This window comes from Streptomyces sp. NPDC057002, assembly GCF_042673825.1.
GTDB lineage: Bacteria > Actinomycetota > Actinomycetes > Streptomycetales > Streptomycetaceae > Streptomyces.
The window spans coordinates 1,647,427-1,673,364 of record NZ_JBHURZ010000001.1 but is presented as its reverse complement, the minus strand read 5'-3'; the positions used below and the strand labels follow the sequence as shown (position 1 = coordinate 1,673,364).

At 71.9% G+C, this 25,938-nt stretch carries 27 protein-coding genes and 1 pseudogene; 24 read left to right on the top strand and 4 right to left on the bottom strand.

The window, feature by feature from the left end; translation table 11 throughout:
* Window positions 1–87 precede the first annotated feature (87 nt).
* From ACFT32_RS07520 to ACFT32_RS07480, 9 genes are all read left to right on the top strand, one after another.
* Window positions 88–2,502, top strand: coding sequence for a SpoIIE family protein phosphatase (locus ACFT32_RS07520; RefSeq protein WP_382486786.1), 2,415 nt, complete (start codon window positions 88–90; stop codon window positions 2,500–2,502).
* A gap of 129 nt (window positions 2,503–2,631) precedes the next feature.
* A complete protein-coding gene (locus ACFT32_RS07515) occupies window positions 2,632–3,357 on the top strand; it encodes a class I SAM-dependent methyltransferase (protein ID WP_382486784.1) in 726 nt (241 codons plus the stop codon).
* Window positions 3,358–3,460: 103 nt separating this feature from the next.
* Complete coding sequence (locus ACFT32_RS07510) at window positions 3,461–4,558, top strand: GDSL-type esterase/lipase family protein (RefSeq protein WP_382486782.1); 1,098 nt, start codon at window positions 3,461–3,463, stop codon at window positions 4,556–4,558.
* A 71-nt stretch (window positions 4,559–4,629) separates the two neighbouring features.
* Window positions 4,630–5,463 carry a M55 family metallopeptidase gene (locus ACFT32_RS07505; protein WP_382486780.1) on the top strand — a complete coding sequence of 278 codons (834 nt, stop codon included), beginning with the start codon at window positions 4,630–4,632 and terminating at the stop codon, window positions 5,461–5,463.
* Window positions 5,456–6,769 carry a M20/M25/M40 family metallo-hydrolase gene (locus tag ACFT32_RS07500; protein WP_382486778.1) on the top strand — a complete coding sequence of 438 codons (1,314 nt, stop codon included), beginning with the start codon at window positions 5,456–5,458 and terminating at the stop codon, window positions 6,767–6,769. The genes ACFT32_RS07505 and ACFT32_RS07500 overlap by 8 nt, the downstream gene beginning before the upstream one ends.
* Before the next feature lie 4 nt (window positions 6,770–6,773).
* Window positions 6,774–8,738, top strand: a complete 1,965-nt coding sequence (locus tag ACFT32_RS07495; RefSeq protein ID WP_382486776.1) for a S9 family peptidase — start codon at window positions 6,774–6,776, stop codon at window positions 8,736–8,738.
* Entirely contained in the window at window positions 8,735–9,667 is a 933-nt protein-coding gene (locus ACFT32_RS07490; protein WP_382486774.1) for an LD-carboxypeptidase, read from the top strand. Before ACFT32_RS07495 ends, ACFT32_RS07490 begins: the two co-directional genes overlap by 4 nt.
* A 72-nt stretch (window positions 9,668–9,739) precedes the next feature.
* Window positions 9,740–11,581, top strand: a complete 1,842-nt coding sequence (locus ACFT32_RS07485) for a CocE/NonD family hydrolase (RefSeq protein WP_382486773.1) — start codon at window positions 9,740–9,742, stop codon at window positions 11,579–11,581.
* A gap of 25 nt (window positions 11,582–11,606) precedes the next feature.
* Window positions 11,607–12,185 (top strand): GNAT family N-acetyltransferase, encoded by a 579-nt coding sequence (locus ACFT32_RS07480; protein ID WP_382486771.1) that lies wholly within the window; start codon window positions 11,607–11,609, stop codon window positions 12,183–12,185.
* A gap of 15 nt (window positions 12,186–12,200) precedes the next feature.
* On the opposite strand, the gene ACFT32_RS07475 is transcribed toward ACFT32_RS07480, so the two are convergent.
* Entirely contained in the window at window positions 12,201–12,551 is a 351-nt protein-coding gene (locus ACFT32_RS07475; RefSeq protein ID WP_382486769.1) for a VOC family protein, read from the bottom strand.
* 48 nt (window positions 12,552–12,599) lie between these two features.
* On the opposite strand from ACFT32_RS07475, the gene ACFT32_RS07470 reads away from it, so the two are divergent.
* Both ACFT32_RS07470 and ACFT32_RS07465 read left to right on the top strand, forming a co-directional pair.
* Window positions 12,600–13,064, top strand: coding sequence for a phage holin family protein (locus ACFT32_RS07470; protein WP_382486768.1), 465 nt, complete (start codon window positions 12,600–12,602; stop codon window positions 13,062–13,064).
* A pseudogene (locus tag ACFT32_RS07465) lies at window positions 13,061–13,586 on the top strand (hypothetical protein). The gene ACFT32_RS07470 and the pseudogene ACFT32_RS07465 overlap by 4 nt, the downstream one beginning before the upstream one ends.
* On the opposite strand, the gene ACFT32_RS07460 reads toward ACFT32_RS07465, so the two are convergent.
* On the bottom strand, window positions 13,510–14,466 hold the full coding sequence (locus ACFT32_RS07460; protein ID WP_382486766.1) for an LLM class F420-dependent oxidoreductase: 957 nt from the start codon (window positions 14,464–14,466) through the stop codon (window positions 13,510–13,512). The pseudogene ACFT32_RS07465 and the gene ACFT32_RS07460 sit on opposite strands and share 77 nt — an antisense overlap.
* Before the next feature lie 168 nt (window positions 14,467–14,634).
* On the opposite strand from ACFT32_RS07460, the gene ACFT32_RS07455 reads away from it, so the two are divergent.
* From ACFT32_RS07455 to ACFT32_RS07395, 13 genes are all read left to right on the top strand, one after another.
* Window positions 14,635–16,671 (top strand): FAD-dependent oxidoreductase, encoded by a 2,037-nt coding sequence (locus tag ACFT32_RS07455; RefSeq protein WP_382486764.1) that lies wholly within the window; start codon window positions 14,635–14,637, stop codon window positions 16,669–16,671.
* Window positions 16,668–18,515 carry a transketolase gene (locus ACFT32_RS07450; RefSeq protein ID WP_382486762.1) on the top strand — a complete coding sequence of 616 codons (1,848 nt, stop codon included), beginning with the start codon at window positions 16,668–16,670 and terminating at the stop codon, window positions 18,513–18,515. Before ACFT32_RS07455 ends, ACFT32_RS07450 begins: the two co-directional genes overlap by 4 nt.
* On the top strand, window positions 18,512–19,441 hold the full coding sequence (gene ligD, locus ACFT32_RS07445) for a non-homologous end-joining DNA ligase (RefSeq protein ID WP_382486761.1): 930 nt from the start codon (window positions 18,512–18,514) through the stop codon (window positions 19,439–19,441). Before ACFT32_RS07450 ends, ligD begins: the two co-directional genes overlap by 4 nt.
* A 91-nt stretch (window positions 19,442–19,532) precedes the next feature.
* Window positions 19,533–19,928: a gas vesicle protein gene (locus tag ACFT32_RS07440; protein WP_382486760.1), complete on the top strand. Its 396-nt coding sequence runs from the start codon at window positions 19,533–19,535 to the stop codon at window positions 19,926–19,928.
* Window positions 19,929–19,974: 46 nt separating this feature from the next.
* Entirely contained in the window at window positions 19,975–20,409 is a 435-nt protein-coding gene (locus ACFT32_RS07435; RefSeq protein ID WP_382486758.1) for a gas vesicle structural protein GvpA, read from the top strand.
* A complete protein-coding gene (locus tag ACFT32_RS07430) occupies window positions 20,406–21,182 on the top strand; it encodes a GvpL/GvpF family gas vesicle protein (RefSeq protein WP_382486756.1) in 777 nt (258 codons plus the stop codon). The genes ACFT32_RS07435 and ACFT32_RS07430 overlap by 4 nt, the downstream gene beginning before the upstream one ends.
* A 4-nt stretch (window positions 21,183–21,186) precedes the next feature.
* Window positions 21,187–21,453: a gas vesicle protein GvpG gene (locus ACFT32_RS07425; RefSeq protein WP_382486754.1), complete on the top strand. Its 267-nt coding sequence runs from the start codon at window positions 21,187–21,189 to the stop codon at window positions 21,451–21,453.
* A complete protein-coding gene (locus tag ACFT32_RS07420) occupies window positions 21,450–22,115 on the top strand; it encodes a DNA primase (RefSeq protein WP_382486752.1) in 666 nt (221 codons plus the stop codon). The genes ACFT32_RS07425 and ACFT32_RS07420 overlap by 4 nt, the downstream gene beginning before the upstream one ends.
* Entirely contained in the window at window positions 22,112–23,224 is a 1,113-nt protein-coding gene (locus ACFT32_RS07415; protein WP_382486750.1) for an SRPBCC family protein, read from the top strand. Before ACFT32_RS07420 ends, ACFT32_RS07415 begins: the two co-directional genes overlap by 4 nt.
* Window positions 23,221–23,562 carry a gas vesicle protein gene (locus ACFT32_RS07410; RefSeq protein ID WP_215117553.1) on the top strand — a complete coding sequence of 114 codons (342 nt, stop codon included), beginning with the start codon at window positions 23,221–23,223 and terminating at the stop codon, window positions 23,560–23,562. The genes ACFT32_RS07415 and ACFT32_RS07410 overlap by 4 nt, the downstream gene beginning before the upstream one ends.
* Window positions 23,559–24,314, top strand: a complete 756-nt coding sequence (locus ACFT32_RS07405) for a GvpL/GvpF family gas vesicle protein (RefSeq protein ID WP_382486748.1) — start codon at window positions 23,559–23,561, stop codon at window positions 24,312–24,314. Before ACFT32_RS07410 ends, ACFT32_RS07405 begins: the two co-directional genes overlap by 4 nt.
* Window positions 24,315–24,330: 16 nt before the next feature.
* Window positions 24,331–24,519, top strand: a complete 189-nt coding sequence (locus ACFT32_RS07400; protein WP_184588487.1) for a gas vesicle protein — start codon at window positions 24,331–24,333, stop codon at window positions 24,517–24,519.
* Window positions 24,519–24,848 carry a gas vesicle protein K gene (locus tag ACFT32_RS07395; protein WP_382486746.1) on the top strand — a complete coding sequence of 110 codons (330 nt, stop codon included), beginning with the start codon at window positions 24,519–24,521 and terminating at the stop codon, window positions 24,846–24,848. The genes ACFT32_RS07400 and ACFT32_RS07395 overlap by 1 nt, the downstream gene beginning before the upstream one ends.
* 27 nt (window positions 24,849–24,875) lie before the next feature.
* Here the strand turns inward: ACFT32_RS07395 and ACFT32_RS07390 are convergent, their stop codons facing one another.
* Window positions 24,876–25,046 carry a hydrophobic protein gene (locus ACFT32_RS07390; RefSeq protein ID WP_382486744.1) on the bottom strand — a complete coding sequence of 57 codons (171 nt, stop codon included), beginning with the start codon at window positions 25,044–25,046 and terminating at the stop codon, window positions 24,876–24,878.
* Between the two features lie 41 nt (window positions 25,047–25,087).
* The gene (locus ACFT32_RS07385) at window positions 25,088–25,909 is read right to left on the bottom strand and encodes a class I SAM-dependent methyltransferase (protein WP_382486742.1); all 822 of its coding nucleotides are present in this window, start codon (window positions 25,907–25,909) and stop codon (window positions 25,088–25,090) included.
* Window positions 25,910–25,938 lie beyond the last annotated feature (29 nt).

The following is a 25,938-nucleotide window of genomic DNA, read 5'->3' as shown; positions in this document are numbered from 1 at the left end:
ATTGCCTCACATCGCGACCGGCGGGCGCCGTACGGTGGTGACGCCGGCACAGAACTCGCGGATCCGTGGGGAGAGAGGGCCTGGGCCATGGACCGTGGCACCGACAAGGCTGAGCAGGGCACGGCGACGGAACCCGACGAGCCCGGCCGCGTCCCCCTGGCCGTCGTCGTGGTCGACCGCGACGGCCTCGTGTCCCACTGGAGCCGGGGCGCGCGGCGCCTGTTCGGCGTCCCCAAGGACGAGGCGATCGGCCGCACGGCCCTCGATCTGCTCCCCGTCTCGGGCGCCCTGCCCGAGGAGGAGGACACCACCCCGTACGCCGCCTGCGACGGCCTCGGGCCCGACCTCGAATCGTCCCTCGACGGCGGCCTGTCCTACCCGGCGGCGGGCCGAGCCCGGCTCACCGCGTCCGGGGGCGGCCGGGTCGACATCCTGTGGTGGGCCTACCCGCTGGTGACGCCCGGACCCGAGCGGCTGCTCGTACTGGCCGCCGACGCCGAAGGGCTGCGTGCGGACGACGGGGAGCGGATAGCGCCCGGCCTCGCGCTGCACACGGACTTCCCCGGGGCGGAGGATCTCGCGCGCCGGCTGCCCGAGATCCTGCCCAGCATGAGTGTCGGCGAGAGCGCCCGCATCGTCGCGCAGGTCCTCGAACTCGGTTATCCGATCCTGGAGTTCAGCCAGAACGACCGGGTGCCCGTCACCCCCGACTGGGGCGTGGCCCGGCGCGCCGAGCGCAAGGCGCGCAGGGAACGTGCCGCGCGGGCCCTGGCGGCCGGCGAGCCCGTCCCGGAGGACCTGCGCGACGAGGGCGAGGACCTCGAGTACGCGGCCGTCCGCGAGCATCTGGAGTTCCTCAACGAGGTCAGCGGCCGCATCGGCACCTCCCTCGACCTGTCCCGCACGATCATCGAGGTCAGCAAGGCTGTCGTGCCCCGGTTCACCGATGTCGCCGGGACCTACCTGCGCGAACAGGTCGTCGCAGGCGAGGGGTTCCCGGACGGTGTGCCCGACACGACCACCATGTGGCACCGGGTCGCCGTGGAACACACCGACGAGCCCGGCCGCTGGGACGACGTCGTACCGGTCGGGGAGGCCATGCCGTTCCCCGCGCACACGCCGTTCTTCCAGTGCATGACCACCGGCGAACCCGTCCTCGTGCCGCGCATCAGCGAAGAGCTGGGCCACGCCATCGCCGCGCAGTTCGAGAAGCGCGACATCCGGCCGCTCATCACGGGCCGCTCCATGCTGGTAGTGCCCCTGAAGGCCCGCCATGTCGTGCTCGGCTTCATGATCCTGCTGCGGCACCCGGAGCGGCCCGTCTTCAACGACATGGACCGCGTCACCGGCGCCGAACTCGCCGCCCGCGCGGGCCTCGTGCTCGACAACGCGCGCATGTACACGTTCCAGGAGAACGTCGCCGAGACGCTCCAGGACAGCATGCTGCCGCACATCCCGCCCCGCATGGCGGGCTGCGACATCGCCACCCGCTATCTGCCGGGCACACTGCTCGGGCGGGTCGGCGGCGACTGGTTCGACGCGGTGAAGCTGCCCGGCGGGCGTACCGCGTTCGTCGTCGGCGACGTGATGGGCCACGGCCTGAACTCGGCCGCGATGATGGGCCAGTTGCGGACGGCCGTGCAGACCATGGCCGGACTGGACCTGCCACCCGCCCAGCTGCTGCGCAACCTCGACGACCTCGCCCAGCGCCTCGGCGACACCTACCTCGCGACCTGTCTGTACGCCGTGTACGACCCGATCGCGAGCGAGCTGCACCTCGCCAACGCCGGGCACATCCCGCCCGTCCTGGTCCGGGCCGACGACGGGCGCAGCGAACTGCTGGACCTGCCCACGGGAGCGCCGATCGGCGTCGGGGGAGTGCCCTTCGAGGCGATACGCATGCGCGTGGAGCCCGGCGACCGGCTGGTGATGTGCACCGACGGCCTGGTCGAGGTGCGCGGCGAGGACATCGGCGTCGGCCTCGCGACCCTCTGCGAGTCGGCCGCCCACCCCGCCGCGTCCATGGACGACGCCTGCGACACCATCATCCGCGCCCTCAACATCCAGGGCGGACGCAAGGACGACGTGGCGCTGCTGATGGCCCGGCTGAACGGCATCGAGCCGGACGACGTCGCCGAGTGGCGGCTCGCCCTCGACCCGGCCGAGGCCGGCCGGGCCCGCGCGGCGGTCCGCGAGCAACTGCACGACTGGGGCCTGGCGAAGCTGGCCGGGTCCGCCGAGCTGATGGTCAGCGAACTCGTCACCAACGCCGTACGGCACTCCCACACACGCCCCGTGGAACTGCGTCTCGTCCGCGGCGACACCCTGCTGTGCGAGGTGGACGACGACGACCACGAGCTGCCGACGCTGCTGAGCAGCGGCTCTCTCGACGATGCCGGGCGCGGTCTGCGTGTCGTCAGCACGCTGTCCCGCGAGTGGGGCACCAGCCGCACCAAGGCGGGCAAGACCGTGTGGTTCGAACTGACGCTGCCCAGGCGCTGATCCGCCTCGGCCCTCCTCTCGAACGAGCCGTGAAAGAACACCCCGGACGCTTGTCGCGGCCCGCGCCGCGCGGTACACCGTACTCGCCCGCCGGATGGCGGGATTCGTTCGCACCCTGGGGAGTTGGGCATGAGCGTGACGAGTCGGTACCGGGAGGCGTGGGAAGGGTTCTGGCGTGCTGCGTCCGCCGAACCAGGGGCGGTGTTCTGGGATGCCGAGCCGGTCCTGACCGCCGGCCCGCACCTCGCCCTGTTCGAACCGCATGTGGCCGATCCCGCTCTGCCGATGGTGGACCTCGGCTGCGGCAACGGCACCCAGACCCGCTACCTCGCCGACCGCTTCCCGCGGGTCGTGGGCGCCGATCTGTCGGCCGCGGCCCTCGACCACGCCCGGCGGGCCGACCCGGCCGGGCAGGCCGTGTACCGGCAGCTGGACGCCGCCGAGAAGAGCGAGACACAGACCCTGCACGCGGAGCTCGGCGACACCAACGTCTACATGCGGGGCGTACTGCACCAGTGCGAACCGGACGACCGGCAGACGCTCGTGGACGGGATCGCGACGCTGGTCGGCGAGCGCGGCCGGGCTCTCCTCGTGGAGCTCTCCGGGGCCGCCAAGCCGGTGCTGCTGGGTCTGGCGAGCGGTCCGGACGGTCCGCCGCCCAAGCTCGCGCCGGTGTTCCGGCACGGCCTCGCACCCGGCGAGGTCGCCGACGAGGCCGTGCCCGAGTATCTGCGCTCGGCGGGCCTCACGGTCCTGGCGAGCGGCGAGATGCCCCTGAAGACCACCGAGTACCGCCCCGACGGCACACGCATCGAGCTGCCCTCCAGGTGGGTGGTGGCGGGGCGGGTCGCCTGAGCCGAGGGGCAGCGGACGGGGCACGGCCTGGTGGGGGCGTTTTTGTCGGTGTACGGTCATTCCGCCCGGTCCGTGCACCTGTCTCTGCCTCCGGAGGACAGTCATGACCCTGCCCTGGTTACGGATGCTGGTCGCCCCGGCGGCGGCGATGGTGCTGACCGGCCCGTCCGCCGTCGCCACCGCCGCCGCACCGGACAAGGACTCCCCGGCGGCGAGCGCGCACACCGCCGGGCGGGTCAAGGACGCCGGGGACGTGCTCCAGTACAGCTGGCCCGGCGTGTACTTCGAGGGCCGGATCCGGGGCACCGGCGTCGGCATCGTGCTCGACGATCCGGCCGCCGACTACGACGTCCAGGTCGACGGAGCAACCGTCGCGACCCTCGTCACGCCGGGCAGGACCACCCACTGGGTCGACGGGCTGGGCAAGGGGGTGCACACCGTACGCCTCGTCAAACGCAACGACACCCCCTGGAGCACCAGCGCGTTCGGCGGCTTCGTCGCCGCGCCGGGCGGCGCGGTGCTGGCCCGGCCGGTCGCGCGGAGCCGCCAGATCGAGTTCGTCGGGGACTCCCTCACGGCGGGCTACGGCAACCTCTCGGCCTCCCGCGACTGCACCGACGAGCAGCTCAGGCGCACCACGAACGCGGACGTGAGCTACGGCGCACTCACCGCCCGGCGGCTGCGCGCCGATTACCAGATCAACGCGTACTCGGGCCGGGGCATGGTGCGCAATTACAACGGAGGCTCGCCGGAGGAGAACTACCGCACCTTCTACGACCGCGCGCTGCTGAACGTGCCGGGCGACGTCTGGCAGAACCCGGGCACCTGGCGGCCCGGCCTTGTGGTGGTCCATCTCGGCACCAACGACTTCTCGACCCCGATCAACCCGGGCGAGCCCTGGACGGACGAGAGCCTCGCCGCCGCGTACCGGAGCGCCTACAGCGGTTTCCTCCAGAAGCTGCGGAAGCGCTACGGCCCCGGGACCACCCTTCTGGCCGTCGGCGCCGGACCGTTCGCCGGGCATGTCGAACAGGTGGTCAAGGAGCGCACCGGCGCCGGCGACCGCCGGGTCCGCTACTGGCGCCTGGACGACACGGGCCTCGACCACACGGGCTGCCACTGGCACTACTCGGCCCGCGACCACCGGCTTCTCGCCGACCGGCTCACCTCTTTCCTCACCGATCCGCCGATCCGCTGGTGACGTCGTAGCCGGTTCCGCCCGCAGCGCGTAACGTGACGAACCATGAAGATCTCCATCCGGGACGGCTCGTCATGAGAATCCTCATCAGCGCCGACATGGAGGGCGCCACCGGGGTCACCTGGCCGGACGACGTCGTGCCGGGCGCCGCGCAGTGGGAGCGCTGCCGCTCGCTGTTCACCTGCGACGTCAACGCCGCCGTGCGTGGTTTCCACGACGGCGGAGCCGACGAGGTGATCATCAACGAGGCGCACGCGACCATGCGCAATCTGCTGCTGGAGCAGTTGGACGAACGGGCCCAGCTGCTCACCGGTCGGCACAAGGCGCTCTCCATGGTGGAGGGCGTGCAGCACGGCGACGTCGACGGCATCGCGTTCGTCGGCTACCACGCGGGCGCCGGCATGGAGGGCGTCCTCGCCCACACGTACCTCGCGAACCAGATCACGGGCGTGTGGCTGAACGACGTACGGGCGAGCGAGGGGCTGCTCAACGCCCATGTCGTCGCCGAGTTCGGCGTGCCGGTCGTGCTGGTCACCGGGGACGACGTCGCCTGCGAGGACGCCCTCGGGTACGCGCCCGAGGCGCTGAAGGTCGCGGTGAAGGACCATGTGTCGCGGTACGCGGCCGTGTGCCGCACCCCCGCCCGGACCGCCGCCGACATCCGCGCGGCGGCCAAGGAGGCCGCCGCGCTCGCGGTGCGTCACGAACCCGTGCACGGCGGCCCGTTCACCGTCGCCGTCGAGTTCGACGCGGAGCACCTGGCGATGGCCGCCACCGTCGTGCCGGGTGTGGAACGGATCGGGGAGCGGAAGGTGGCGTACACGAGCGGGACCATGTACGAGGGCATCCGCGCCTTCAAGGCGGTCACCACGATCGTCTCGGCCGCGGTGGAGGAGCAGTATGGCTGAGCAGGTGGACGGGCAGGCGCTGGACGAGGTCGTGACGTTCACGTCCGACCTGATCCGGATCGACACCACCAACCGGGGCGGGGGCGACTGCCAGGAGCGGCCCGCCGCCGAGTACGCCGCCGCAAGGCTCGCCGAGGCCGGGATCGAGCCGACGCTCCTTGAGCGCACCAAGGGCCGGACCAACGTCGTCGCCCGGGTCGAGGGCACCGATCCCGGAGCCGGCGCGCTGCTGCTCCACGGCCATCTGGACGTCGTACCCGCCGAGGCCGCCGACTGGAGCGTGCACCCGTTCTCCGGGGAGGTCCGCGACGGGGTCGTCTGGGGGCGCGGCGCCGTCGACATGAAGAACATGGACGCGATGATCCTCGCCGTGGTGCGCGCCTGGGCCCGGCAGGGCGTGCGGCCCCGGCGGGACGTCGTCATCGCGTTCACCGCGGACGAGGAGGCCAGCGCCGAGGACGGCTCGGGGTTCCTCGCAGGCGAACACGCCGCCCTGTTCGAGGGCTGCACCGAGGGCGTCAGCGAGTCGGGCGCCTTCACCTTCCACGACGGCAACGGACGGCAGATCTACCCGATCGCGGCCGGGGAACGCGGCACCGCCTGGCTGAAGCTCACCGCGCGCGGACTCGCGGGCCACGGCTCCAAGGTGAACCGGGACAACGCGGTGACCCGCCTGTCGGCCGCGATCACCCGGATCGGCGAGCACACATGGCCGCTGCGGCCGACCCCGACCGTACGCGCTGCGCTCAGCGAACTCGCCGCGCTCTACGGCATCGACAGCGATCTGACGGACATCGACGCGCTGCTCGAGAAGCTGGGCCCGGCCGCGAAGCTCGTCGAGTCGACCGTACGCAACAGCGCCAACCCGACGATGCTGAACGCGGGTTACAAGGTCAATGTGATCCCCGGGGAGGCCGTGGCCCAGGTGGACGGCCGGTATCTGCCCGGGGGAGAGGACGAGTTCCGCGAGACCCTCGACCGGCTCACCGGGCCGGACGTGGAGTGGGAGTTCCACCACCGCGAGGTCGCCCTGGAGTCGCCCGTGGACTCGGCGACGTTCGCCCGGATGCGGGCCGCCGTCGAGGAGTTCGCCCCGGAGGGGCACGTCGTGCCGTACTGCATGTCCGGCGGCACGGACGCCAAGCAGTTCTCGCGCCTCGGTATCACCGGCTACGGCTTCACACCGCTGAAGCTGCCGGAGGGCTACGACTACGGGGCCATGTTCCACGGCGTCGACGAACGGGTCCCGGTCGAGGCGCTGCACTTCGGTGTGCGGGTACTCGACCGGTTCCTGCGGACGGCCTAGGGGAGTGGGGGAGAGAGTGCGGACGCTGGCGTACGGGGCGTGGCCCTCGCCCATCGACGCGGCCCTGGCCGCCGCGCACGACGGGCACCCGGAGTACGTGGGCTTCGTCGGAGACGAGGTGTGGTGGACCGAGCCCCGCCCCGCCGAGGGCGGCCGGCGCACCCTGGTGCGGCGGCACGCCGACGGCACGGAGGAGCCGGTGCTGCCCGCGCCGTGGAACGTGCGCAGCCGGGTCATCGAGTACGGCGGCCATCCATGGGCGGCCCACGCGGGCGACGACGGCCCGCTGGTGGTGTTCGTGAACTTCGCCGACCAGCGGCTGTACCGGTACGAGCCGGGCGGAGAGCCCCGCCCCCTCACGCCGGTGTCCCCCGTGGGCGGGGGCCTGCGCTGGGCGGAGCCGCTGACGCGCCCCGAGCGGGGCGAAGTGTGGTGCGTGCTGGAGGAGTTCACCGGCGACGGACCCACCGATGTGCGCCGCGTCCTGGCCGCGGTCCCGCTCGACGGCTCCGCCGCCCAGGACCGGGGCGCCGTGCGCGAACTCACCGACGCCCGGCACCGCTTCGTGACGGGTGCCAAGCTCTCGTCCGACGGGCGGCGGGCGGCCTGGCTCGCCTGGGACCATCCCCGCATGCCGTGGGACGGCACCGAACTGGTCCTCGCCGACATCGGCCCCGACGGCAGCCTGCACGACGCGCGGACCGTGGCCGGCGGGCCCGGCGAGTCCATCGCCCAGGCCGACTGGACCCACGACGGCCGCCTCCTGCACGCGAGCGACCGCAGCGGCTGGTGGAACCTCCACCTCGACGGGGAGCCGCTGTGCCCGCGGGAAGAGGAGTTCGGCGGGGCACTGTGGAAGCTCGGCATGAGATGGTTCGCGCCGCTCGACAGCGGCCTGATCGCCGTCGTGCACGGCCGGGGCGCCACCGCCCTCGGCATCCTGGACCCCGAGACCGGAGAGGTCGTCGACGCGGCCGGGCCCTGGACCGAGTTCGCGCCCACCCTCGCCGCGCACGGCGAGCGGGTCGCCGCCGTCGGAGCCAGCCCGCGCAGCGCCTACGAGGTCGTGGAACTGGACGCCGTCACCGGCCACGCCCGCGTCATCGGCGCCGAGCACGACGACGCCGTGGACCCCGCCTACTACCCCGAGCCGCAGATCCGCGCCTTCACCGGCCCGGACGGACGCGACATCCACGCCCATATCTACCCGCCGCACCACCCCGGCTGCGTCGCGCCCGGCGGCGAACTGCCGCCGTACGTCGTCTGGGCGCACGGCGGGCCCACCGGTCGCGCACCGCTCGTGCTCGACCTGGAGATCGCCTACTTCACCTCGCGCGGCATCGGCGTCGCCGAGGTGAACTACGGCGGCTCCACCGGCTACGGCCGCTCCTACCGCGAGCGGCTGCGCGAGCAGTGGGGCGTGGTGGACGTCGAGGACTGCGCCGCCGTCGCCCTGGCCCTCGCCGACGAGGGCACCGCCGACCGCGTGCGGCTCGCCGTGCGGGGCGGCAGCGCCGGCGGCTGGACCGCGGCCGCCTCCCTCACCACGACCGACGTCTACGCCTGCGGCACGATCAAGTACCCCATCCTGGACCTCACCGGCTGGGGCACCGGGGAGACCCACGACTTCGAGTCGCAGTACCTGGAGAGCCTGATCGGGCCGCTCGCCGAGGTGCCCGCGCGGTACGCGGAGCGCTCGCCCGCCGGCCACGCCGACCGCCTCGGTGTGCCGTTCCTGCTGCTCCAGGGCCTGGACGACGTGATCTGCCCGCCCGTCCAGTGCGAGCGGTTCCTGGCCCGGCTGGAGGGCCGGCGGGTACCGCACGCCTATCTCGCCTTCGAGGGCGAGGGACACGGATTCCGGCGGGCGGAGACCATGGTGCGCGCCCTGGAGGCCGAACTCTCCCTGTACGCCCAGGTGTTCCGGCTCGATCCGCACGGCATCCCGACCCTGGAGCTCAGCAGGTGAACCAGCTTCTGCGACCGTCCCGGCTCGCCCCCGGCGCCCGTGTCGCCGTCGTCGCGCCGAGCGGGCCCGTGCCCGAGGAGCGGCTCCAGGCCGGGCTCGACATCCTGCGCGGCTGGGACCTGGATCCCGTGGTGGCGCCCCATGTGCTGGGCCGGCACCGCGCGTTGGACTATCTGGCCGGCACGGACGCCGAGCGGGCCGCCGACCTGCGGGACGCCTGGTGCGACCCGTCCGTCGCCGCGGTGCTGTGCGCCCGGGGCGGGTACGGGGCGCAGCGCATGGTCGACCTGCTCGACTGGGCGGCGATGCGGGCGGCGGGCCCGAAGGTGTTCGCCGGGTTCAGCGACATCACCGTCCTGCACCAGGCCTTCGCCACCCGCCTCGGACTGGTCACCTTGTACGGACCCGCGGTCGCCGGCGTCGACTTCCTCAAGAACGCCCGGGCCCAGGAGCATCTGCGGGCGACCCTCTTCGAGCCGGAGTCCGTGCGGACCGTCACGGCCGTGCCCGAGGGCGGCGGCGCGCTGGTGCCCGGACGGGCCCGGGGCGTCACGCTGGGCGGCTGTCTGAGCCTGCTCGCGAGCGACCTCGGCACCCCGCACGCCCACGCGACGGCCCGGGACGGACTGCTGCTGATCGAGGACATCGGCGAGAGCCCGTACCGCCTGGACCGGTATCTGACCCAACTCCTGCGCGGCGGCTGGCTGGACGGGGTCGCCGGGATCGCGCTCGGCTCCTGGGCGACGTGCGGCCCGTACGAGGACCTGCGCGCGGTCTTCGCCGACCGGCTCGGCGGACTCGGTGTCCCGGTCGTGGAGGAGTTCGGGTTCGGGCACGGCGAGGGCGCGCTGACGATACCCCTGGGCATGGCGGCCGAACTGGACGCCGGGAAAGGCACGTTGACGTTCGGCGAACCGGCCCTGAGCTGAGCATGCTGTTACTGAAATCCTGTCAAGAAACCCTCGTTTCGGTGATTGACGCTCCCTGACACGTGTCACACGATGACTACGACCAAGTACCTACTGGTCGGTATCCGGGTTGTCCCCACCGTGGAGGTCCGTGTGTCCCGACGCGTGCCCAGATCCCGCGCGCCGCTCGCTCTCGCTCTGGGCGCCGCCCTGGCCGTCCCCCTCACCCTGGCTCCGCCCGCCACCGCGGCGGACTCCTACACCGTCACCCCGCTCAAGTTCACCGTCCGGGCGGGTGGCCGGCCCTGCACGGTCGACGCCGACCTGTACCGCCCGGCGGGCGTGGACCGGAACCACCGGGCGCCCGCCGTGCTCGGCACGAACGGCTTTGGCGGCAGCAAGTCGGACGGCTCGACGGACACCATCGGCAAGGCCTTCGCCCAGCGCGGCTATGTCTCCCTCATCTACTCCGGGCTCGGATTCGGCCGCAGCGGCTGTCTGATCTCCCTCGACGACCCGGCCATCGACGGTGCCGCCGCCGCGCGACTGGTCGACTTCCTCGGCGGCAAACGCGCCGCCGACGACGGCACCACCGCCGACTTCGTCACCCTCGACCGGCCCGGCGATCCACGGGTCGGCATGATCGGCGGCTCCTACGGCGGCGCCGTCCAGCTCGCCACGGCCGCCGTCGACCACCGCCTCGACGCGCTCGTCCCCATGATCACCTGGAACGACCTGGCGTACGCGCTGGACCCCAACAACGCCACCGGCGGCACCGGCGTCCCGGGCGCCTTCAAGTGGCAGTGGACCAACGGCTTCTACCTCATCGGCGAAGGCCAGCCGCTGCTCCAGCCCAGCCTCGACCTGTCCCGCATCAATTCCATGTCCTGCCTGCACTTCGTCACCAAGGCCTGCCGGACCATCCACACACTCAACTCCGGCCGCTACCCCGCCGACCGGACCGCCGAGCTGCTCGCCTTCGCCCGCAGCGTCTCCCCGGCCTCCTATCTCCACCGAGTCAAGGCACCCACCCTGCTGGTCCAGGGGCAGGCCGACACCCTCTTCAACCTCAACGAGGCGACGGCGACATACCGGACGCTCCGCGCTCAGGGCACCCCCGTGAAGATGATCTGGCAGTCCTGGGGCCACAGCGCCGGGCTCACCGGCCCCGGCGCCGGTGAACTCGATCTGTCGAGGGGCAACCTGGAGACCAGCTACGTCGGCCGGCGCGTCCTCGCCTGGTTCGACCGCCATCTGCGCGGCCGGACGCAGGTGGACACGGGACCGGCCTTCGCCTACCACCGGGACTGGATCACCGACCCGGACCGCGCCTACGCCACCGCCGAACACCTCCCCGAGCTGAGCCGCACGCTGTATCTCTCCGGCGACGGCAAGCTCGTCAACAACCGGAACAAAGTGGCCCGGGGCAGCCGCGGTTACACCAACTGGCTGACCCCCACGAGCCATTCGGAGAGCTCGCTCTCCGGCCTCATCGGGCTGCCCGACACACCACCGCACGACACGGAGGGCACCTACCTCGGCTGGACCAGCGCGCCGCTGTCAGGCCCCCTCGACGTGGTGGGCGCGCCCAGGGCCACGCTCAAGGTGCACTCCCCGAAAGCAGAGCGCACCCAGAACTCCGGCGACGCGGCCGACAAGCTCGTCCTGTTCGCCAAGCTCTACGACGTCGCCCCCGACGGCACCCGCACCCTGGTGCGCCGTCTGGTCGCGCCGGTCCGGGTACCGGACGTGACCAAGAGCTTCACCGTCACGCTGCCCGGGATCGTGCACCGGTACGAGAAGGGGCACCGGCTGAGCTTCGTGATCGCGGCGAGCGACGACGCGTACTTCGGCAACCGGGGGATCAAACCGGTGACCGTGGTCAGCGGGCCGCGGAACACCGGGGTGCTGCGGCTGCCCGTCGCGGGCTCCTGACCGGAGGCGCGGCTACTGTGGCGGGGTGCCCCACAACGCGTCCCGCTACCTCGCCGAAGGCCCCCGGGTGGGCATACGCCACTTCACCTACGGGGACGGCGCCGAGTTCACCGCCCGGGCGCGGGAGAGCAAGGACCTGCACCACCCCTGGCTCTTCCCGCCCGAGAGCGCCCAGGCCTACACCGCCTACGCCGGCCGGCTGATCGAGGACCCGTCCAAGGCCGGCTTCCTCGTCTGCGAGAAGGGCGGAACCGGCGAGCAGGGCGACGGGGCCATCGCCGGGTTCATCAACATCAACAACATCGTCGAGGGCGGCTTCCAGTCCGGGGCGCTGGGCTACGGCGCCTTCGCGCACGCCGCCGGGCGGGGGCTGATGCGCGAAGGGCTGGACCTCGTCGTGCGGCACGCGTTCGGCCCGATGCGGCTGCACCGGCTGGAGATCAACGTCCAGCCCGCGAACGCCGCGTCGATCGCCCTGGCCCGCGGCTGCGGGTTCCGGCTGGAGGGCTTCTCGCCGAAGATGCTCTTCGTCGACGGGGCCTGGCGCGACCACGAACGCTGGGCGATCACCGCCGAGATGGTCACGGGGCCGGACCGGCGCTGAGTCCGGCCCCGGCGGTCATGACGGGTTGCGGTCCACGTACTCGTAGATCGACCCGTCCGGGTGCAGCGCGATCAGATTGCGGCCGGCGGGTGACGCGATCGGGCCCGCGACGATGTGGGCGCCCAGTTCGGTGAGCACCCGGTGGGTGTCGTCGACGTCCTTGACGGCGATCGTCGCGGAGACCTTGCGCAGCACCTCCAGTTCGGCCGGGGGACCGCTCATCAGCAGGAAGCAGCCGATCGCCGCCACCTCGACTCCGCCCCGTTCGAAGCGCTGGGCGCTGCCGCCCGCCAGCCGCTCGTAGAAGGGGATCGCGGTCTCGAGGTCGTCGACGCAGACGCGCAGTGTGGCACCCAGAATCTCCATGGGGACGAGCCTAGTTACGCGCTGGGGGGCGCGGGTACCCGGCCGGGTATGAAGCCGATGGATCACCTGGAGCATCTGGACAAGCATCTGGTTGACGAGCTGGCACAGGTGGCGCGTGAGACCGTACGGGACGAACTGCGCGAGCAGACACGCAAGCAGCGCCGCAAGGCCTCGCTGTACGCCGCGTCCGGCGCCCTCGCCCTGTACGCGGGCGCGGCCCTCGCACTCGCCGTGGGACTGGCCCTCGCCCTCGGCCTGCCCGACTGGGCGGCGGCGCTGATCACCGCCGTGATCCTGGGCGCCGCTGCCTATGTGCTGCGCGGCATGGCCCGGCCGGCCCGCCCCGGCTCCGGGCAGACGGCCGATGCGGTCCCGGGGCATGAGGCCGCGGGCCAGGCCGCCGCGGCTGCCGGTGGTCTGCCGTACCCGCCCGTGCCGCCGGCCCCGCCCGCCCCGGGCACGGTGCCCCCGCGGCCGACGGACGACCCGGACGTACCCCGCCGCGAGGCATGACACGGGTGCGGGGGAATCGCGCATCGCGCCGGCACGACCGCGCGGTGGTGGTGACCGGAGCCACCGGCGGTGTCGGACGGGCCACGGCCCGCACCTCGTCCGCCGCGGCGGACGAGGTGCGGCGCGCCGGGAGCGAGGCCCTCGTCGTCGGCGTGGACGTCTCCGACGCGGACGAGTTCCGCCGGGTGACCGAAGTGACCTACCTCGGCTGTGTGTTCGGCACCCGGGACGCGCCGCTCCATAGCCGGGGCTCAACACCCCGCAGTTCGACTGGGTGTTGAACCGGATGGCCGGCCGGGGGTGGGCGGCTCCACCGCGGCCACGCTCATCGCCAACGCCGTCGTCCCCGGGCTGCTGGACCGCTATCTGGCCCGTACGAACTTCGACGCGCACGGGCGCTTCGACGACGAGGCCGTGGCCGCAAACCGACCGGGCCGGTCCGCCGTCAGTTCTCCAGCTGCGGCAGCACCTTCGTGCGGTAGAAGTCGAAGAAGCCGCGCAGGTCGGGGCCGATCTGGTTGACGTAGACCCGGTCGAAGCCCGCGTCGGTGAACTGCTTCAGCTCGGCCACGTGGTCGTCCACGTCGTCGCCGCACACCCGGTTCTCGCGCACCATGTCCTCGGTGACCAGCCGCTGTGCCTGCTCGAAGTGTTTCGGGGAGGGCAGCACCTGGCCCAGCTCCCCCGGCAGCTGCTCGTTCGCCCAGAGCCGGTGGACGGTCCGTACGGCCTCGTCCCCGTCGGTGTCGTAGCAGACCTTGGTGCCGCCGCTGACCGGCTTTCCGCCGCCTCCGCCCTTGCGGTACTGCTCCACCATCGTCTCGTCCGGCGCGATGCTGATGTAGCCGTCGCCGACGCGGGACGCCAGCTGGGTCGCCGCCGGGCCGAAGCCGGAGATGTCGATCGGGATCGGCTCGTCCGGCACCGTGTACAGGCGGGCGTTCTCCACCGTGTAGTGCGGCCCGTGATGGTTGACCTCCTCGCCCGTGAACAGCCGGCGCATCACCTGGATGGCCTCCTCCAGCATGTCCAGACGGACATGGGCCGGCGGCCAGTGATCGCCGAGGATGTGCTCGTTGAGCGCCTCGCCGGAGCCGACGCCGAGCCGGAAGCGGCCCGCCGTCATCACCGCGCTGGTCGCCGCGGCCTGCGCCACCACCGCCGGGTGCATCCGCACCGTCGGGCAGGTCACCGCCGTCTCGATCGGGAGGGACACCGCCTCGGACAGCGCGCCGATCACCGACCAGACGAACGGGCTCTGGCCCTGCTCGTCGTTCCACGGGTGGTAGTGGTCCGAGATCCACAGCGCCTGGAATCCGGCCTGCTCGGCCATCCGCGCCTGCTCGACCAGCTCGGCGGGTCCGTACTGCTCGCACGAGAGGAAATAGCCGTACTCGGGCATGGGGGAGTGCCTCCGCGACGTGGGCGTCCGTGTCCCGCACCGGGTACCCGGGCGCCGGTCCGGAAACCGGCGGGGTTCCGCCCGGGAGGGGCCCGGCGGACGTTTGGGTGCCCTGGCCAGGGGGACGCGGAAGGCTCCCGAGGTACGCGACAGCGCCGGAGGCGAACCGTGAGTCGACCCCGCATCGTGATCGTCGGTGCCGGTTTCGCCGGCTACCGCGCGGCGCGCACCCTGGCCCGGCGGACCCGGGGCAGGGCCCACATCACCCTGGTGAACCCGACCGACTACTTCCTGTACCTGCCGCTGCTGCCCCAGGTCGCCGCGGGCGTCCTGGAGCCGCGCCGGGTCACGGTCTCCCTCTCGGACACGCTGCCCCGGGTACGGCTGGTGCTCGGCGAGGCCGACGGGATCGACCTCGACGGACGCACTCTGCACTACACCGGCCCCGAGGGCGAGGGCGGCACGCTCGCCTACGACCGGCTGGTGCTCGCCGCGGGCAGCGTCAACAAGCTGTTGCCCATCCCGGGCGTCGCCGAGCACGCGCACGGCTTCCGCGGGCTGCCCGAGGCGCTGTACCTGCGCGACCATGTGACCCGGCAGGTGGAGCTGGCGGCCGTCGCCGAGGACCCGAAGTCGTGCGCCGCGCGCTGCACCTTCGTCGTGGTCGGCGCCGGATACACCGGAACCGAGGTCGCCGCGCACGGGCAGATGTTCACCGACGCGCAGGTCCGCAGGCATCCGCTGCGGCAGGGCATGCGACCGCGCTGGATCCTGCTGGACGTGGCGCCACGGGTGCTGCCCGAGATGGACGACAAGCTGTCCGCGACGGCCGACCGGGTGCTGCGGCAGCGGGGCGTGGACGTGCGGACGGGGACCTCCGTGAAGGAGGCCACGCCCGACGGGGTCGTACTGAGCGACGGCGAGTTCGTCGAGACCCGGACGCTGGTGTGGTGCGTGGGAGTACGGCCCGACCCGCTGGTGGAGTCCCTCGGGCTGCCGTTGGAGAAGGGGCGGCTGCTCGTCGATCCGAACCTCCAGGTGCCGGGGCGGCCGGAGCTGTTCGCGTGCGGTGACGCGGCCGCGGTGCCCGATCTGGAGAAGCCGGGGAGCTATACGCCGATGACCGCGCAGCACGCCTGGCGGCACGGCAAGGTCGCGGCCGAGAACGTCGCCGCGTCGCTGGGGCTCGGCGGGGAGCGCAAGCCCTATCGCCATCGCGACCGGGGCTTCGTCGTCGACCTCGGTGGTGCGAAGGCCGCGGCCAATCCGCTCGGCGTGGCGCTGTCCGGGGTACCGGCGGGGGCGGTGACGCGTGGCTACCATCTCGCCGCCATGCCCGGGAACCGGGTCCGGGTCGCGGCCGACTGGCTGCTGGACGCCGTACTGCCGCGCCAGGCCGTGCAGTTGGGGCTCGTACGGTCCTGGTCCGTGCCCCTGGACACGTCGTCTCCGGAGGTGGCCAGGGTGCCGGGCGGGCCCGGGACACGGCAGGAGGCGAGCGCCCGCTCGGGGCCGGGCGCCGCGATCGAGGCCGACACATACGACGGGGGGACCGGCACCGGGTCCGGGACGGACCGGGCCGGAGACCAGCCCGCGAAGGGGCAGCCCGGATCCGGGGTGACGCAGGTGCAGCCTGGATCCGGGGCCGCGGAGCGGCGCTCGGAAGAGGAGCTCGCCAAGGGCCGCCCGGGCGGAGAGCCGGCCAGGACCTGGCCCGCCGACAAGCCCGCGAAGGGACCGCTCGGTGATACGCAGACCAGGAGCGGGCCCGGCGGTGAGCCTGCCGGGGGACAGCGGGGTGGCAAGCCTGCGCGGAGCCGGCCTGGTGGTGAGCCGGCCAAGAACGAGCCTGGTGGTGAGCCTGCGCGGAATCAGCTTGGTGGTGAGCCGGCCAAGAACCAGCCCGGTGGTGAATCCGCGCGGAATCAGCCTGGTGGCGAGTCCGCCAGGAATCGGCGTGGTGGTGAGCCGGCCAAGAACCAGCCGGGTGGTGAGCCGGCCAAGAACCAGCCTGGCGGTGAGCCGGCCAAGAACCAGCCGGGTGGTGAGCCCGCGAGGAACCAGCCCGGCGGTGAGCCCGCCAAGAATCAGCCGCCGCCCGCTCCCCAGCCCCCTGACGATCAACCACCCCCGGGCCCCGGTATCGCCCCCGGTCCCGTCAAGCGTTCCGACCCGCCGGACGACTCCGCGAAAGGAGACTCATGAACACCGGTGAACTCACCGATCTCGGCCGGCAGCTGCGCGTGGACAGTGTCCGCGCCGCCGCCGCCGCGGGCTCCGGGCACCCGACGTCCTCGATGTCCGCCGCCGACCTGATGGCCGTACTGCTCGCACACCACTTCCACTACGACTTCGACCGCCCCGCGCACCCCGGCAACGACCGCTTCGTGCTGTCCAAGGGACACGCCTCGCCACTGCTGTACTCCGCGTACAAGGCGGCCGGCGCCATCGACGACGAGGAACTGCTGACCTTCCGCAAGCTGGGCAGCCGCCTCGAAGGGCATCCCACACCGCAGCGCCTGCCGTGGGTCGAGACGGCCACCGGCTCGCTCGGGCAGGGCCTGCCCGTCGGAGTCGGCATCGCGCTGGCCGGCAAGCGGCTGGACCGCACCGGCTACCGCACATGGGTGCTGTGCGGCGACAGCGAGCTGGCCGAGGGATCCGTGTGGGAGGCCGCCGAGCACGCCGGATACGAGCACCTGGACAACCTCACCGTGATCGTCGACGTCAACCGGCTCGGCCAGCGCGGCCCGACCCGGCACGGCCACGACCTGGACGCCTACGCCCGCCGCTTCCAGGCCTTCGACTGGCACACCATCGAGGTCGACGGGCACGACGTGGACGCCGTCGACCGCGCCTACGGCGAGGCCGCCTCCACCAAGGGCCAGCCCACCGCGATCCTCGCCCGCACCCTCAAGGGCAAGGGCGTCGAGGGCGTCCAGGACCGCGAGGGCCTGCACGGCAAGCCGCTGCCGGACGCCGAGGAGGCGATCGCCGAGCTCGGCGGACCGCGCGACATCCGCGTAGCGGTGCAGGAACCGCCGGCCGCCCGCATGCTGCACGCCGTCCACACCGGGAACTACGAACTCCCCAAGTGGGACAAGGGCGAGGAGGTCGCCACCCGCAACGCCTTCGGCGAGGCACTCGCCGCGCTCGGCACCGGCCGCGGCGACATCGTCGCCCTGGACGGCGAGGTCGGCGACTCCACCCGCGCCGAGTTCTTCGCCAAGGAGCACCCCGACCGCTACTTCGAGTGCTACATCGCCGAGCAGCAGATGGTCGCCTCGGCGGTCGGGCTCGCCGCCCGCGGCTGGATGCCGTACGCCGCCACGTTCGCGGCCTTCCTGACCCGGGCCCACGACTTCATCAGGATGGCGTCCGTCAGCGGCGCCGGCATCAACCTGGTCGGCTCGCACGCCGGCGTCGCCATCGGCCAGGACGGGCCCAGCCAGATGGGCCTGGAGGACCTGGCGATGATGCGGGCGGTGCACGGCTCGACCGTGCTGTACCCGTGCGACGCCAACCAGACCGCCCGGCTCGTCGGCGCGATGGCCGGCCTGGAGGGCGTCCGCTATCTGCGCACCTCGCGCGGCGAGAGCGCGGTGCTCTACGGCCCCGACGAGGAGTTCCCGGTCGGCGGGAGCAAGGTGCTGCGCTCCTCCGAGCGCGACCGGCTGACCCTCGTCGCGGCGGGCGTCACCGTGCACGAGGCACTGGCCGCCGCCGACGCCCTGGAGCGGGAGGGCATCCAGGCGCGGGTGATCGACCTGTACTCCGTGAAGCCCGTCGACCGGGCCACCCTGCGCCGGGCCGCCGAGGAGACCGGCTGCCTGGTGACCGTCGAGGACCATCACCCGGAGGGCGGTATCGGGGACGCGGTCCTCGACGCCTTCACCGACGGACGGCCCGTCCCGCGCCTGGTGCGGCTCGGCGTACGGTCGATGCCCGGCTCGGCGTCCCCGGCCGAGGCGCTGCACGCCGCCGGCATCGACGCCGAGTCGATCGCCGCGGCCGGGCGGCTGCTGGTGGAGGAGGCGGTCGTGCCGTGAGCGGCGGCGACGGCACACGCAGGGTGCGGGCCGGCCGTCGCACCGTGACGGTCCACCGGCCGGACAAGGTGCTCTTCCCCGGCGGCGCGGACGCCAAGGAGTACACCAAGGGCGACCTGGTGGACTACCACCGGGCCGTCGCGCCCTTCATGCTGCCGCACCTGCGCGGCCGTCCGCTGATGCTGGAGCGGCACCCGGACGGGCTCGACGGCCCGAGGTTCATGCAGAAGAACACCCCGGACTCCTACCCGGAGTGGATCACCCGCGTCGAGGTGGCCAAGGAGGGCGGCACCGTCTGTCACACCGTGTGCGACGACACCGCCACCCTCCTCTACCTGGCCGACCAGGCGAGCATCGCCCTGCACCGCTGGCTGTCCCGCGCCGACAGCGTCGACCACCCCGACCGGATGGTCTTCGACCTCGACCCCGCGGGCGACGACTTCGAGGCCGTGCGCGAGGCCGCCCGGCAGCTCGGGGAGCTCCTCGAAGAGCTGGAGCTGCCCTCGGCGCTGATGACCACCGGCTCGCGCGGACTGCACGCGATCGTGCCGCTGAACGGCCGGCACGACTTCGACGAGGTGCGCGCCTTCGCCCGGGACGTCGCCGACACCCTCGCCGACGCCCATCCCCACCGGCTCACCACCGCCGCCCGCAAGAAGGAGCGCGGCGAGCGGCTCTACCTCGACGTGCAGCGCAACGCCTACGCACAGACCGCCGTCGCGCCCTTCACGGTCCGGCCCCGGCCGGGCGCGCCCGTGGCGACCCCCATCACCTGGGACCAGCTCGACGACCCGGAGCTGAACGCCCGCAGTTACACCGTCGCCGACGCCGTCGAGCAGGCCTGCACCAACCCCTGGTCCGGCCTGCTCGGCCGCGGCCGGGCGCTGGGCCCGGCCCGGCGGCGGCTGAACGCCCTGCGCGCCTGAGCCCCACCCGCCTCACCAGGCGGGTGGCAGATGCATGAGACCCCAGAGGTTTGGCGAACACTCTTGCGGCCACACGGAGGGGGAGGTGGCCATGTCGAACACAAGAGACACGCAAGAGTCACAGAGTTCACAGAAATCCCAGGACTCTCAGAATTCGAGCAAACCGAACGAGACGGCTCAGAAGAAGACGGCCCGGAAGCAGACGGCCCCGAAGCGGCCGAGCCCGATGGATGTGCTGCGCCAGGCGCGCGGCCAGCTCGCGGAACTCACCGGCATGGAGGCCGAGTCCGTGTCGTCCTTCGAGCAGACGGAGGAGGGCTGGGCGCTGGAGGTCGAGGTCCTCGAGCTCGAGCGCGTGCCCGACACGATGAGCCTGATGGCGAGCTACCAGGTGGAGCTCGACACCGACGGGCAGCTCACGGGCTACCGGCGCGTCCGTCGCTACGAACGCGGTCGATCCGACGCGCGCAGGCCTGGCGGCCGCTAGGCCGCCCGGTCGGACCCGCACCCATACACGAGGAGGAACATCCGGCATGACTGTCGTACCGGCACAGCAGTCCGGCGGCGGAGGCGGCAGCAGCGGTCTCTACGACGTACTCGAACTTGTTCTGGACAGGGGGCTGGTCATTGACGCCTTCGTGCGAGTCTCCCTGGTCGGCATCGAGATCCTGAAGATCGACGTACGCGTCGTCGTCGCCAGCGTCGACACCTATCTGCGCTTCGCCGAGGCGTGCAACCGGCTCGACCTGGAGGCCGGGCCGCGCAAGGACCCGGGCCTGCCCGACCTGGTCGGGGAGATGACCGAGTCCGGCGCGCGCGGCAAGTCCAAGGGGGCGCTGTCCGGCGCCGCCGAGACCATCTCCGACGCCTTCAAGCAGGCGCGTGAAGACGGCTCCGAGCGCCAGGGCGAGTCCCGTCCGCGCGCCCGTAAGAGCACGTCCGCCCGCCGGAAGGAGGAGCAGGAGTGAGCACCTACGTCTACGGCATCGCGGCGACCGCGCACCCGGCGCTGCCCGAGGGTATGGGCGGTGTGGGCGACCCGCCCCGCCCGGTGCGCATCCTGCGCGAGGGCGAGCTGGCGGCCGTCGTCAGTGAGGCGCCCGAGGGGCTGCGGCCCAAGCGCAGGGACCTGCTCGCCCACCAGAACGTGCTCAGCGAGGCGGGTGCGGCCGGCTGTGTGCTGCCCATGCGGTTCGGCAGCGTCGCCCCGGACGACAACTCGATCACCGGGGTGCTGGCCGAGCGTGCCGAGCACTACAAGGAACGCCTGCGGGCGCTGGAAGGCCGGGTCGAGTACAACGTCAAGGCCAACCACGTCGAAGAGGCCGTCCTGCACCAGGTGATGGCCCAGAGCCCCGACATCCGCGGTCTCGCGGAGGCCAACCGGCAGTCCGGTGGCGGCAGTTACGACGACAAGATCCGGCTCGGCGAGCTGGTCGCGGCCGCGGTCAAGGCCAGGGAGGCCGACGACGCCGCCGCACTCCGGAGCGCTCTGGACTCCGCCGCCGAGGACGTGAGTACGGGCCCCGAGTCCACCGGCTGGCTGGCCAATGTGTCGTACCTGGTGGACCGGGAGTCGGCCGAGCACTTCCTGGCCGCGGTCGAGCAGGCCCGCAAGGACATGCCGCACCTGGAGGTGCGGGTCAACGGTCCGCTGCCGCCGTACAGCTTCGTCGAGCCCGGCCCGGCCGAGCCGGCGGGCACCCTGGCGAGCGGCACGGACACCACCGGAGCGGGGTGACGACATGGGCCTGATCTCCGAGGTGCTGCTGCTGCCTCTCGCACCCGTGCGCGGCAGTGCCTGGGCCATCAATCAGGTGCTGCAGGAGGCCGAGCGGATCTACTACGACCCCGCCACGGTCCAGGCCGAACTGGCCCGCCTCGAGGAGCGGCTGGAGGCCGGAGAGATCACGGACGAGGAGTTCGACCGTCTTGAGGACGAACTCCTCGACCGGTTGGAGACCGCCTCGCGCGGGAGCGCGGGAACAGGCCAACAAGGGACGGCACAATGAACCGAACGGGACTGGGCCTCGCGGTGGGGGCCGGATACCTGCTGGGACGTACCAAAAAGCTGAAGATGGCGATCGCCATCGGCGGACTGGTGGCAGGCAAGAAGCTGAACCTGAGCCCGCGCATGGTCGCGGAGCTGCTCCAGCAGCAGCTGCAGAACAACCCGCAGTTCAAGGAGATCGGGGACCAGCTGCGCGAGGACCTGCGCGGTGTCGGCAAGGCCGCCTCCGGTGCCATGGTCGAGCGCCAGCTCGACTCCCTCGCCGACCGGCTGCACGGCCGGACCGCTCAGGTGCGCGACCAGCTGACGGGCGTGGTGCCCGGCGGGCAGGACGAGGACGCCGAGGACGCCGAGTACGAAGACGCCGAGGAAGAGGACGAGGAGCCCGAGGACTCCGGACCCGACGAGGGCGAGGAAGAGGACGAGGAGCCGGAGGCGAAGCAGGCCCCCGCCAAGAAGGCGCCCGCGAAGAAGGCGCCCGCGAAGAAGACCGCGAAGAAGGCTCCCGCCAAGAAGGCGCCCGCGAAGAAGGCCCCGGCGAAGAAGACGGCGGGCCGGAAGCCGGCGGCGAAGAAGACCACGGCCGCGAAGAAGGCGACCTCCGCCGGGAACCGGGGCGGCAGCGCTCGGTCCCGACTGCCGAAGGGAGGCGGTGAGGGATGAGCGACACCCTGGGATCGGCGAAGTCCGCCGCGAACGGCGCGACGAAGAACCCGCTCACCGACGTGGCCCACAGCGAGGCCGCCGACCGGCTGAAGGCCGAACTGCAGGAGTACCTCGCCGCTCAGGCCACGCGCATACTGACCGGCGCGGGCCGCAAACTCGGCGAGACCACCGGCAAGCTGAACGACATCGCCGAGGGCAACAGCCCCGGCTTCGCCAAGCTCGCCCTCGACGGCGGCAAGAAGATCGCCGAGGGCAAGGGGCCGCTGCGCGCCGCACTGGAGACCGGCGGCTCGCACCTGAAGGACAAGGTCACCGGTGCCTTCAAGGGCCTCGGCGGCAAGGGCAAGGGGAAGGGCAAGGGCCGTTCCGGCAACAAGCCCACCGTCATCATCGAGCACATCGATGTCGGAGTACCGCTGCGCACGGCGTACGACCAGTGGACCCAGTACCAGGACTTCAGTACCTTCGCGAAGGGCGTCAAGGCCGCGAGCAAGGCCGACGACACCGCCTCCGACTGGCAGTTGAAGGTCTTCTGGTCCAACCGCAGCTGGAAGGCGAAGACGACCGAGCAGGTGCCGGACGACCGCATCGCCTGGTCCTCGGAGGGAGCCAAGGGCACGACGAAGGGTGTCGTCTCCTTCCACCGGCTCACCGACAGCCTCACGCGTGTCCTCCTGGTCATCGAGTACTACCCCTCCGGCTTCTTCGAGAAGACCGGCAACATCTGGCGCGCCCAGGGCCGCCGTGCCCGGCTCGACCTCAAGAACTACGTCCGGTTCATCACGATCAAGGGTGAGGCGGAGGACGGCTGGCGCGGCGAGATCCGCGACGGCGAGGTCGTCCGCAGCCACGAGGACGCGCTCGCCGAGGAGGAGTCCGAGGAGGAGCGCCCCGAGGGCGAGGAGCCGGAGGAAGAGGAGCCGGAGGGCGAGTACGAGGAAGAAGAAGAGGAAGAAGAGGAAGAACCCGAGGGCGAGTACGAAGAAGACGCCGAGGCCGAGTACGACGAAGAGGCCGAAGGCGAGGAGGAGCCCGAGGAGGAAGCGGAGGAGGAGCCTGAAGAGGAGTACGAGGACGAGTACGCCGAGGGCGGGAGCCGTCGATGACCACGCCCAGCAGGATGCCCGAACCCTACGGAGGCCAGGGAAGCAGCGCCAACCTCGCTGACATCCTGGAACGGGTGCTGGACAAGGGCATCGTCATCGCGGGCGACATCCGCATCAACCTGCTCGACATCGAACTGCTCACGATCAAGCTCCGGCTCATCGTCGCCTCCGTCGACAAGGCCAAGGAGATGGGCATCGACTGGTGGGAGAGCGACCCGAACCTGAGCTCACGGGCCCGCCGTGATGAACTGACCCGTGAGAACGCCGAGTTGCGCGAGAGGCTGGCCCGGCTGGAGGAGCTGGAGCCCGGCCGCGCGGAGAAGAAGGAGGCCCCGTGACCGGACTGCGGTACGTCTACGCCGTCTGCCGCCCCTTCGGTACGCCGCTCCAGTCCCAGCTGTCCGGGGTGGCGGGCGATCCGCCCCGGGCGCTGACCCATCACGGTCTCGTCGCCGTGGTCAGCCATGTGCCGGAGCGGGACTTCGCCGAGGAACCGCTCCACCGCCATCTGGAGGACCTGGACTGGCTCACCGAGACCGCCCGCGCCCACCAGGGCGTGATCGACGCGCTCACCACCGTCACGACCCCGCTGCCGCTGCGGCTCGGCACAGTCTTCCGGGACGACAGCGGGGTTCGGACGATGATGGAGGCCCGCGAAGAGGACTTCCAGCGCACCCTCGAGCGCCTGGAGGGCCGGGTCGAGTGGGGCGTGAAGGTGTACGCCGAGTCCGAACAGCAGGAAAGCCCCCGGCCCGCGCAGAAAGCCGCGTCGGGCCGGGACTATCTGCGGCAGCGGCGCATGCAGACCAGGTCGCACGAGGAGATGTGGCAGAAGGCCGAGCATTTCTCGACCCGACTGCACGAAAACCTTTCCGCATTCGCGGAGGATTCCCGGCTGCACCCCCCGCAGAATCCCGCGCTTTCCAAGGCGACCGGGCGGAACGTATTGAATGCCGCATATCTGGTGCCGCGCGCCAATTCCGAGGAATTCGTGGAACTGGTGGACCGCACGAAGGGCGAGGCGCCCGGAATGCGCATCGAACTCACCGGCCCCTGGGCGGCCTATTCGTTCGCCGGGGAGGCCACATGACCGACGGAGAGAAGCCGTGACCGTAGTGGAACGCCGTGAGGTCGCCCTCGTGGACCTGCTCGACCGGCTGCTCGCCGGCGGCGTCGTGATCACGGGGGACATCACGCTGCGCATCGCCGACGTCGACCTGGTCCGGATCGACCTCAACGCGCTCATCAGCTCGGTGAACGCCCAGGTGTCCTCACCGTTCGAGGAGTTGCTGTGATGTCGGCCGACAACCCCCGTCCCACCCCCCGGCCCAACCCTCGTCCGCAGCGCAACCGGATGGACCTGGAGCCCGACACCGTCGAGCGCGACCTGGTCAAACTCGTGCTGACGGTGGTGGAACTGCTGCGCCAGCTCATGGAGCGCCAGGCGCTGCGCAGGTTCGACGTGGGGGACCTGAGCGAGGAGCAGGAGGAGCGGGTCGGGCTCACGCTCATGCTGCTCGAGGAGCGGATGGCGGAACTGCGCGATCGCTACGGACTGCGGCCCGAGGACCTCAATCTGGACCTCGGGCCGCTCGGACCGCTGCTTCCCCGCGACGGGGGCTGAATCAGCCTGCTGAATCAGCGGGCTGATTCACCACCTGTACCACCGGCCTCGGCTCCCGGCTGCCGACGTGCCCCGCACGAAGAATCCCAGCAGCCACAGGACGAGAACCGCCAACGCGATCCACCAGAGTACCTTTACCGCAAATCCGGCACCGAACAGAACCAAAGCCAGAAGCAGTACCAGCAGAATGGGAACCATGATATGACCTCCTGCATTCAGGGTGTCCCCGAAATTCTGTTTCAGGCTTTCTTTCTGCAGAGAATTTCTCCGTGCAGCACGTTGAACCAGCCGTCCTCCCGCTCGCCCCATTCGCGCCACGCGCCGGCCGCGGCCCGCAGCTCCTCCTCACCGGCGTGCCCGCCCAGCCGGGCCCGGTCCGCGTACGTGGAGGCCAGGGTGCGATCGGCCCACAGCCCGCTCCACCAGGCCCGCTCCTGAGGTGTGGCGAAGGTCCATGTCCCGGAGCTCGCCGTGACGTCCGTGAGCCCGGCGCGCAGCGCCCAGGCCTTCAGCCGGCGCCCGGCGTCCGGCTCGCCGCCGTTGGCCCGGGCGACCCGGCGGTAGAGGTCCAGCCAGGCGTCGAGCCCCGCGGACGCCGGATACCAGGTCATCGCCGCGTAGTCCGCGTCCCGCACGGCGACGATGCCACCGGGCCTGACGACCCGCTTCATCTCCCGCAGGGCCCGCACGGGATCCCCCACGTGCTGGAGCACCTGGTGGGCGTGGACCACGCAGAAGGTGTCGTCGGGGTAGTCCAGGGCGTGCACGTCGGCGACGGCGAAGTCGGTGTTGCCCAGTGCCCGCCCGGCCGCGGTGGCGCGGGCCTGCTCCAGGATCTCCGGGGCCCGGTCGACACCGGTGACGTGCCCGCCGGGCACGAGCTCCGCCAGGTCGGCGGTGATCGTGCCCGGTCCGCAGCCGATGTCCAGGATCTTCATGCGGGGCTCGAGCGAGGGCAGCAGATACGCCGCCGAGTTGGCGGCGGTCCGCCAGGTGTGCGAACGGAGCACCGACTCGTGGTGTCCGTGCGTGTAGACGGCGGTCTCCCGTGGTTCCGGCATGGCGGATCCCACCCCTTCCGTTCCTCCGG

Coding starts and splice junctions, on each gene's coding strand:
- ACFT32_RS07510 (WP_382486782.1), top strand. CDS start 3,461: ATGACCCTGCCCTGGTTACGGATGCTGGTCGCCCCGGCGGCGGCGATG.
- ACFT32_RS07410 (WP_215117553.1), top strand. CDS start 23,221: ATGACCACGCCCAGCAGGATGCCCGAACCCTACGGAGGCCAGGGAAGC.
- ACFT32_RS07415 (WP_382486750.1), top strand. CDS start 22,112: ATGAGCGACACCCTGGGATCGGCGAAGTCCGCCGCGAACGGCGCGACG.
- ACFT32_RS07475 (WP_382486769.1), bottom strand. CDS start 12,551: ATGGAGATTCTGGGTGCCACACTGCGCGTCTGCGTCGACGACCTCGAG.
- ACFT32_RS07385 (WP_382486742.1), bottom strand. CDS start 25,909: ATGCCGGAACCACGGGAGACCGCCGTCTACACGCACGGACACCACGAG.
- ACFT32_RS07420 (WP_382486752.1), top strand. CDS start 21,450: ATGAACCGAACGGGACTGGGCCTCGCGGTGGGGGCCGGATACCTGCTG.
- ACFT32_RS07395 (WP_382486746.1), top strand. CDS start 24,519: ATGTCGGCCGACAACCCCCGTCCCACCCCCCGGCCCAACCCTCGTCCG.
- ACFT32_RS07520 (WP_382486786.1), top strand. CDS start 88: ATGGACCGTGGCACCGACAAGGCTGAGCAGGGCACGGCGACGGAACCC.
- ACFT32_RS07390 (WP_382486744.1), bottom strand. CDS start 25,046: ATGGTTCCCATTCTGCTGGTACTGCTTCTGGCTTTGGTTCTGTTCGGT.
- ACFT32_RS07435 (WP_382486758.1), top strand. CDS start 19,975: ATGACTGTCGTACCGGCACAGCAGTCCGGCGGCGGAGGCGGCAGCAGC.
- ACFT32_RS07505 (WP_382486780.1), top strand. CDS start 4,630: ATGAGAATCCTCATCAGCGCCGACATGGAGGGCGCCACCGGGGTCACC.
- ACFT32_RS07485 (WP_382486773.1), top strand. CDS start 9,740: ATGACTACGACCAAGTACCTACTGGTCGGTATCCGGGTTGTCCCCACC.
- ACFT32_RS07440 (WP_382486760.1), top strand. CDS start 19,533: ATGTCGAACACAAGAGACACGCAAGAGTCACAGAGTTCACAGAAATCC.
- ACFT32_RS07425 (WP_382486754.1), top strand. CDS start 21,187: ATGGGCCTGATCTCCGAGGTGCTGCTGCTGCCTCTCGCACCCGTGCGC.
- ACFT32_RS07515 (WP_382486784.1), top strand. CDS start 2,632: ATGAGCGTGACGAGTCGGTACCGGGAGGCGTGGGAAGGGTTCTGGCGT.
- ACFT32_RS07500 (WP_382486778.1), top strand. CDS start 5,456: ATGGCTGAGCAGGTGGACGGGCAGGCGCTGGACGAGGTCGTGACGTTC.
- ACFT32_RS07450 (WP_382486762.1), top strand. CDS start 16,668: ATGAACACCGGTGAACTCACCGATCTCGGCCGGCAGCTGCGCGTGGAC.
- ACFT32_RS07470 (WP_382486768.1), top strand. CDS start 12,600: ATGAAGCCGATGGATCACCTGGAGCATCTGGACAAGCATCTGGTTGAC.
- ACFT32_RS07460 (WP_382486766.1), bottom strand. CDS start 14,466: ATGCCCGAGTACGGCTATTTCCTCTCGTGCGAGCAGTACGGACCCGCC.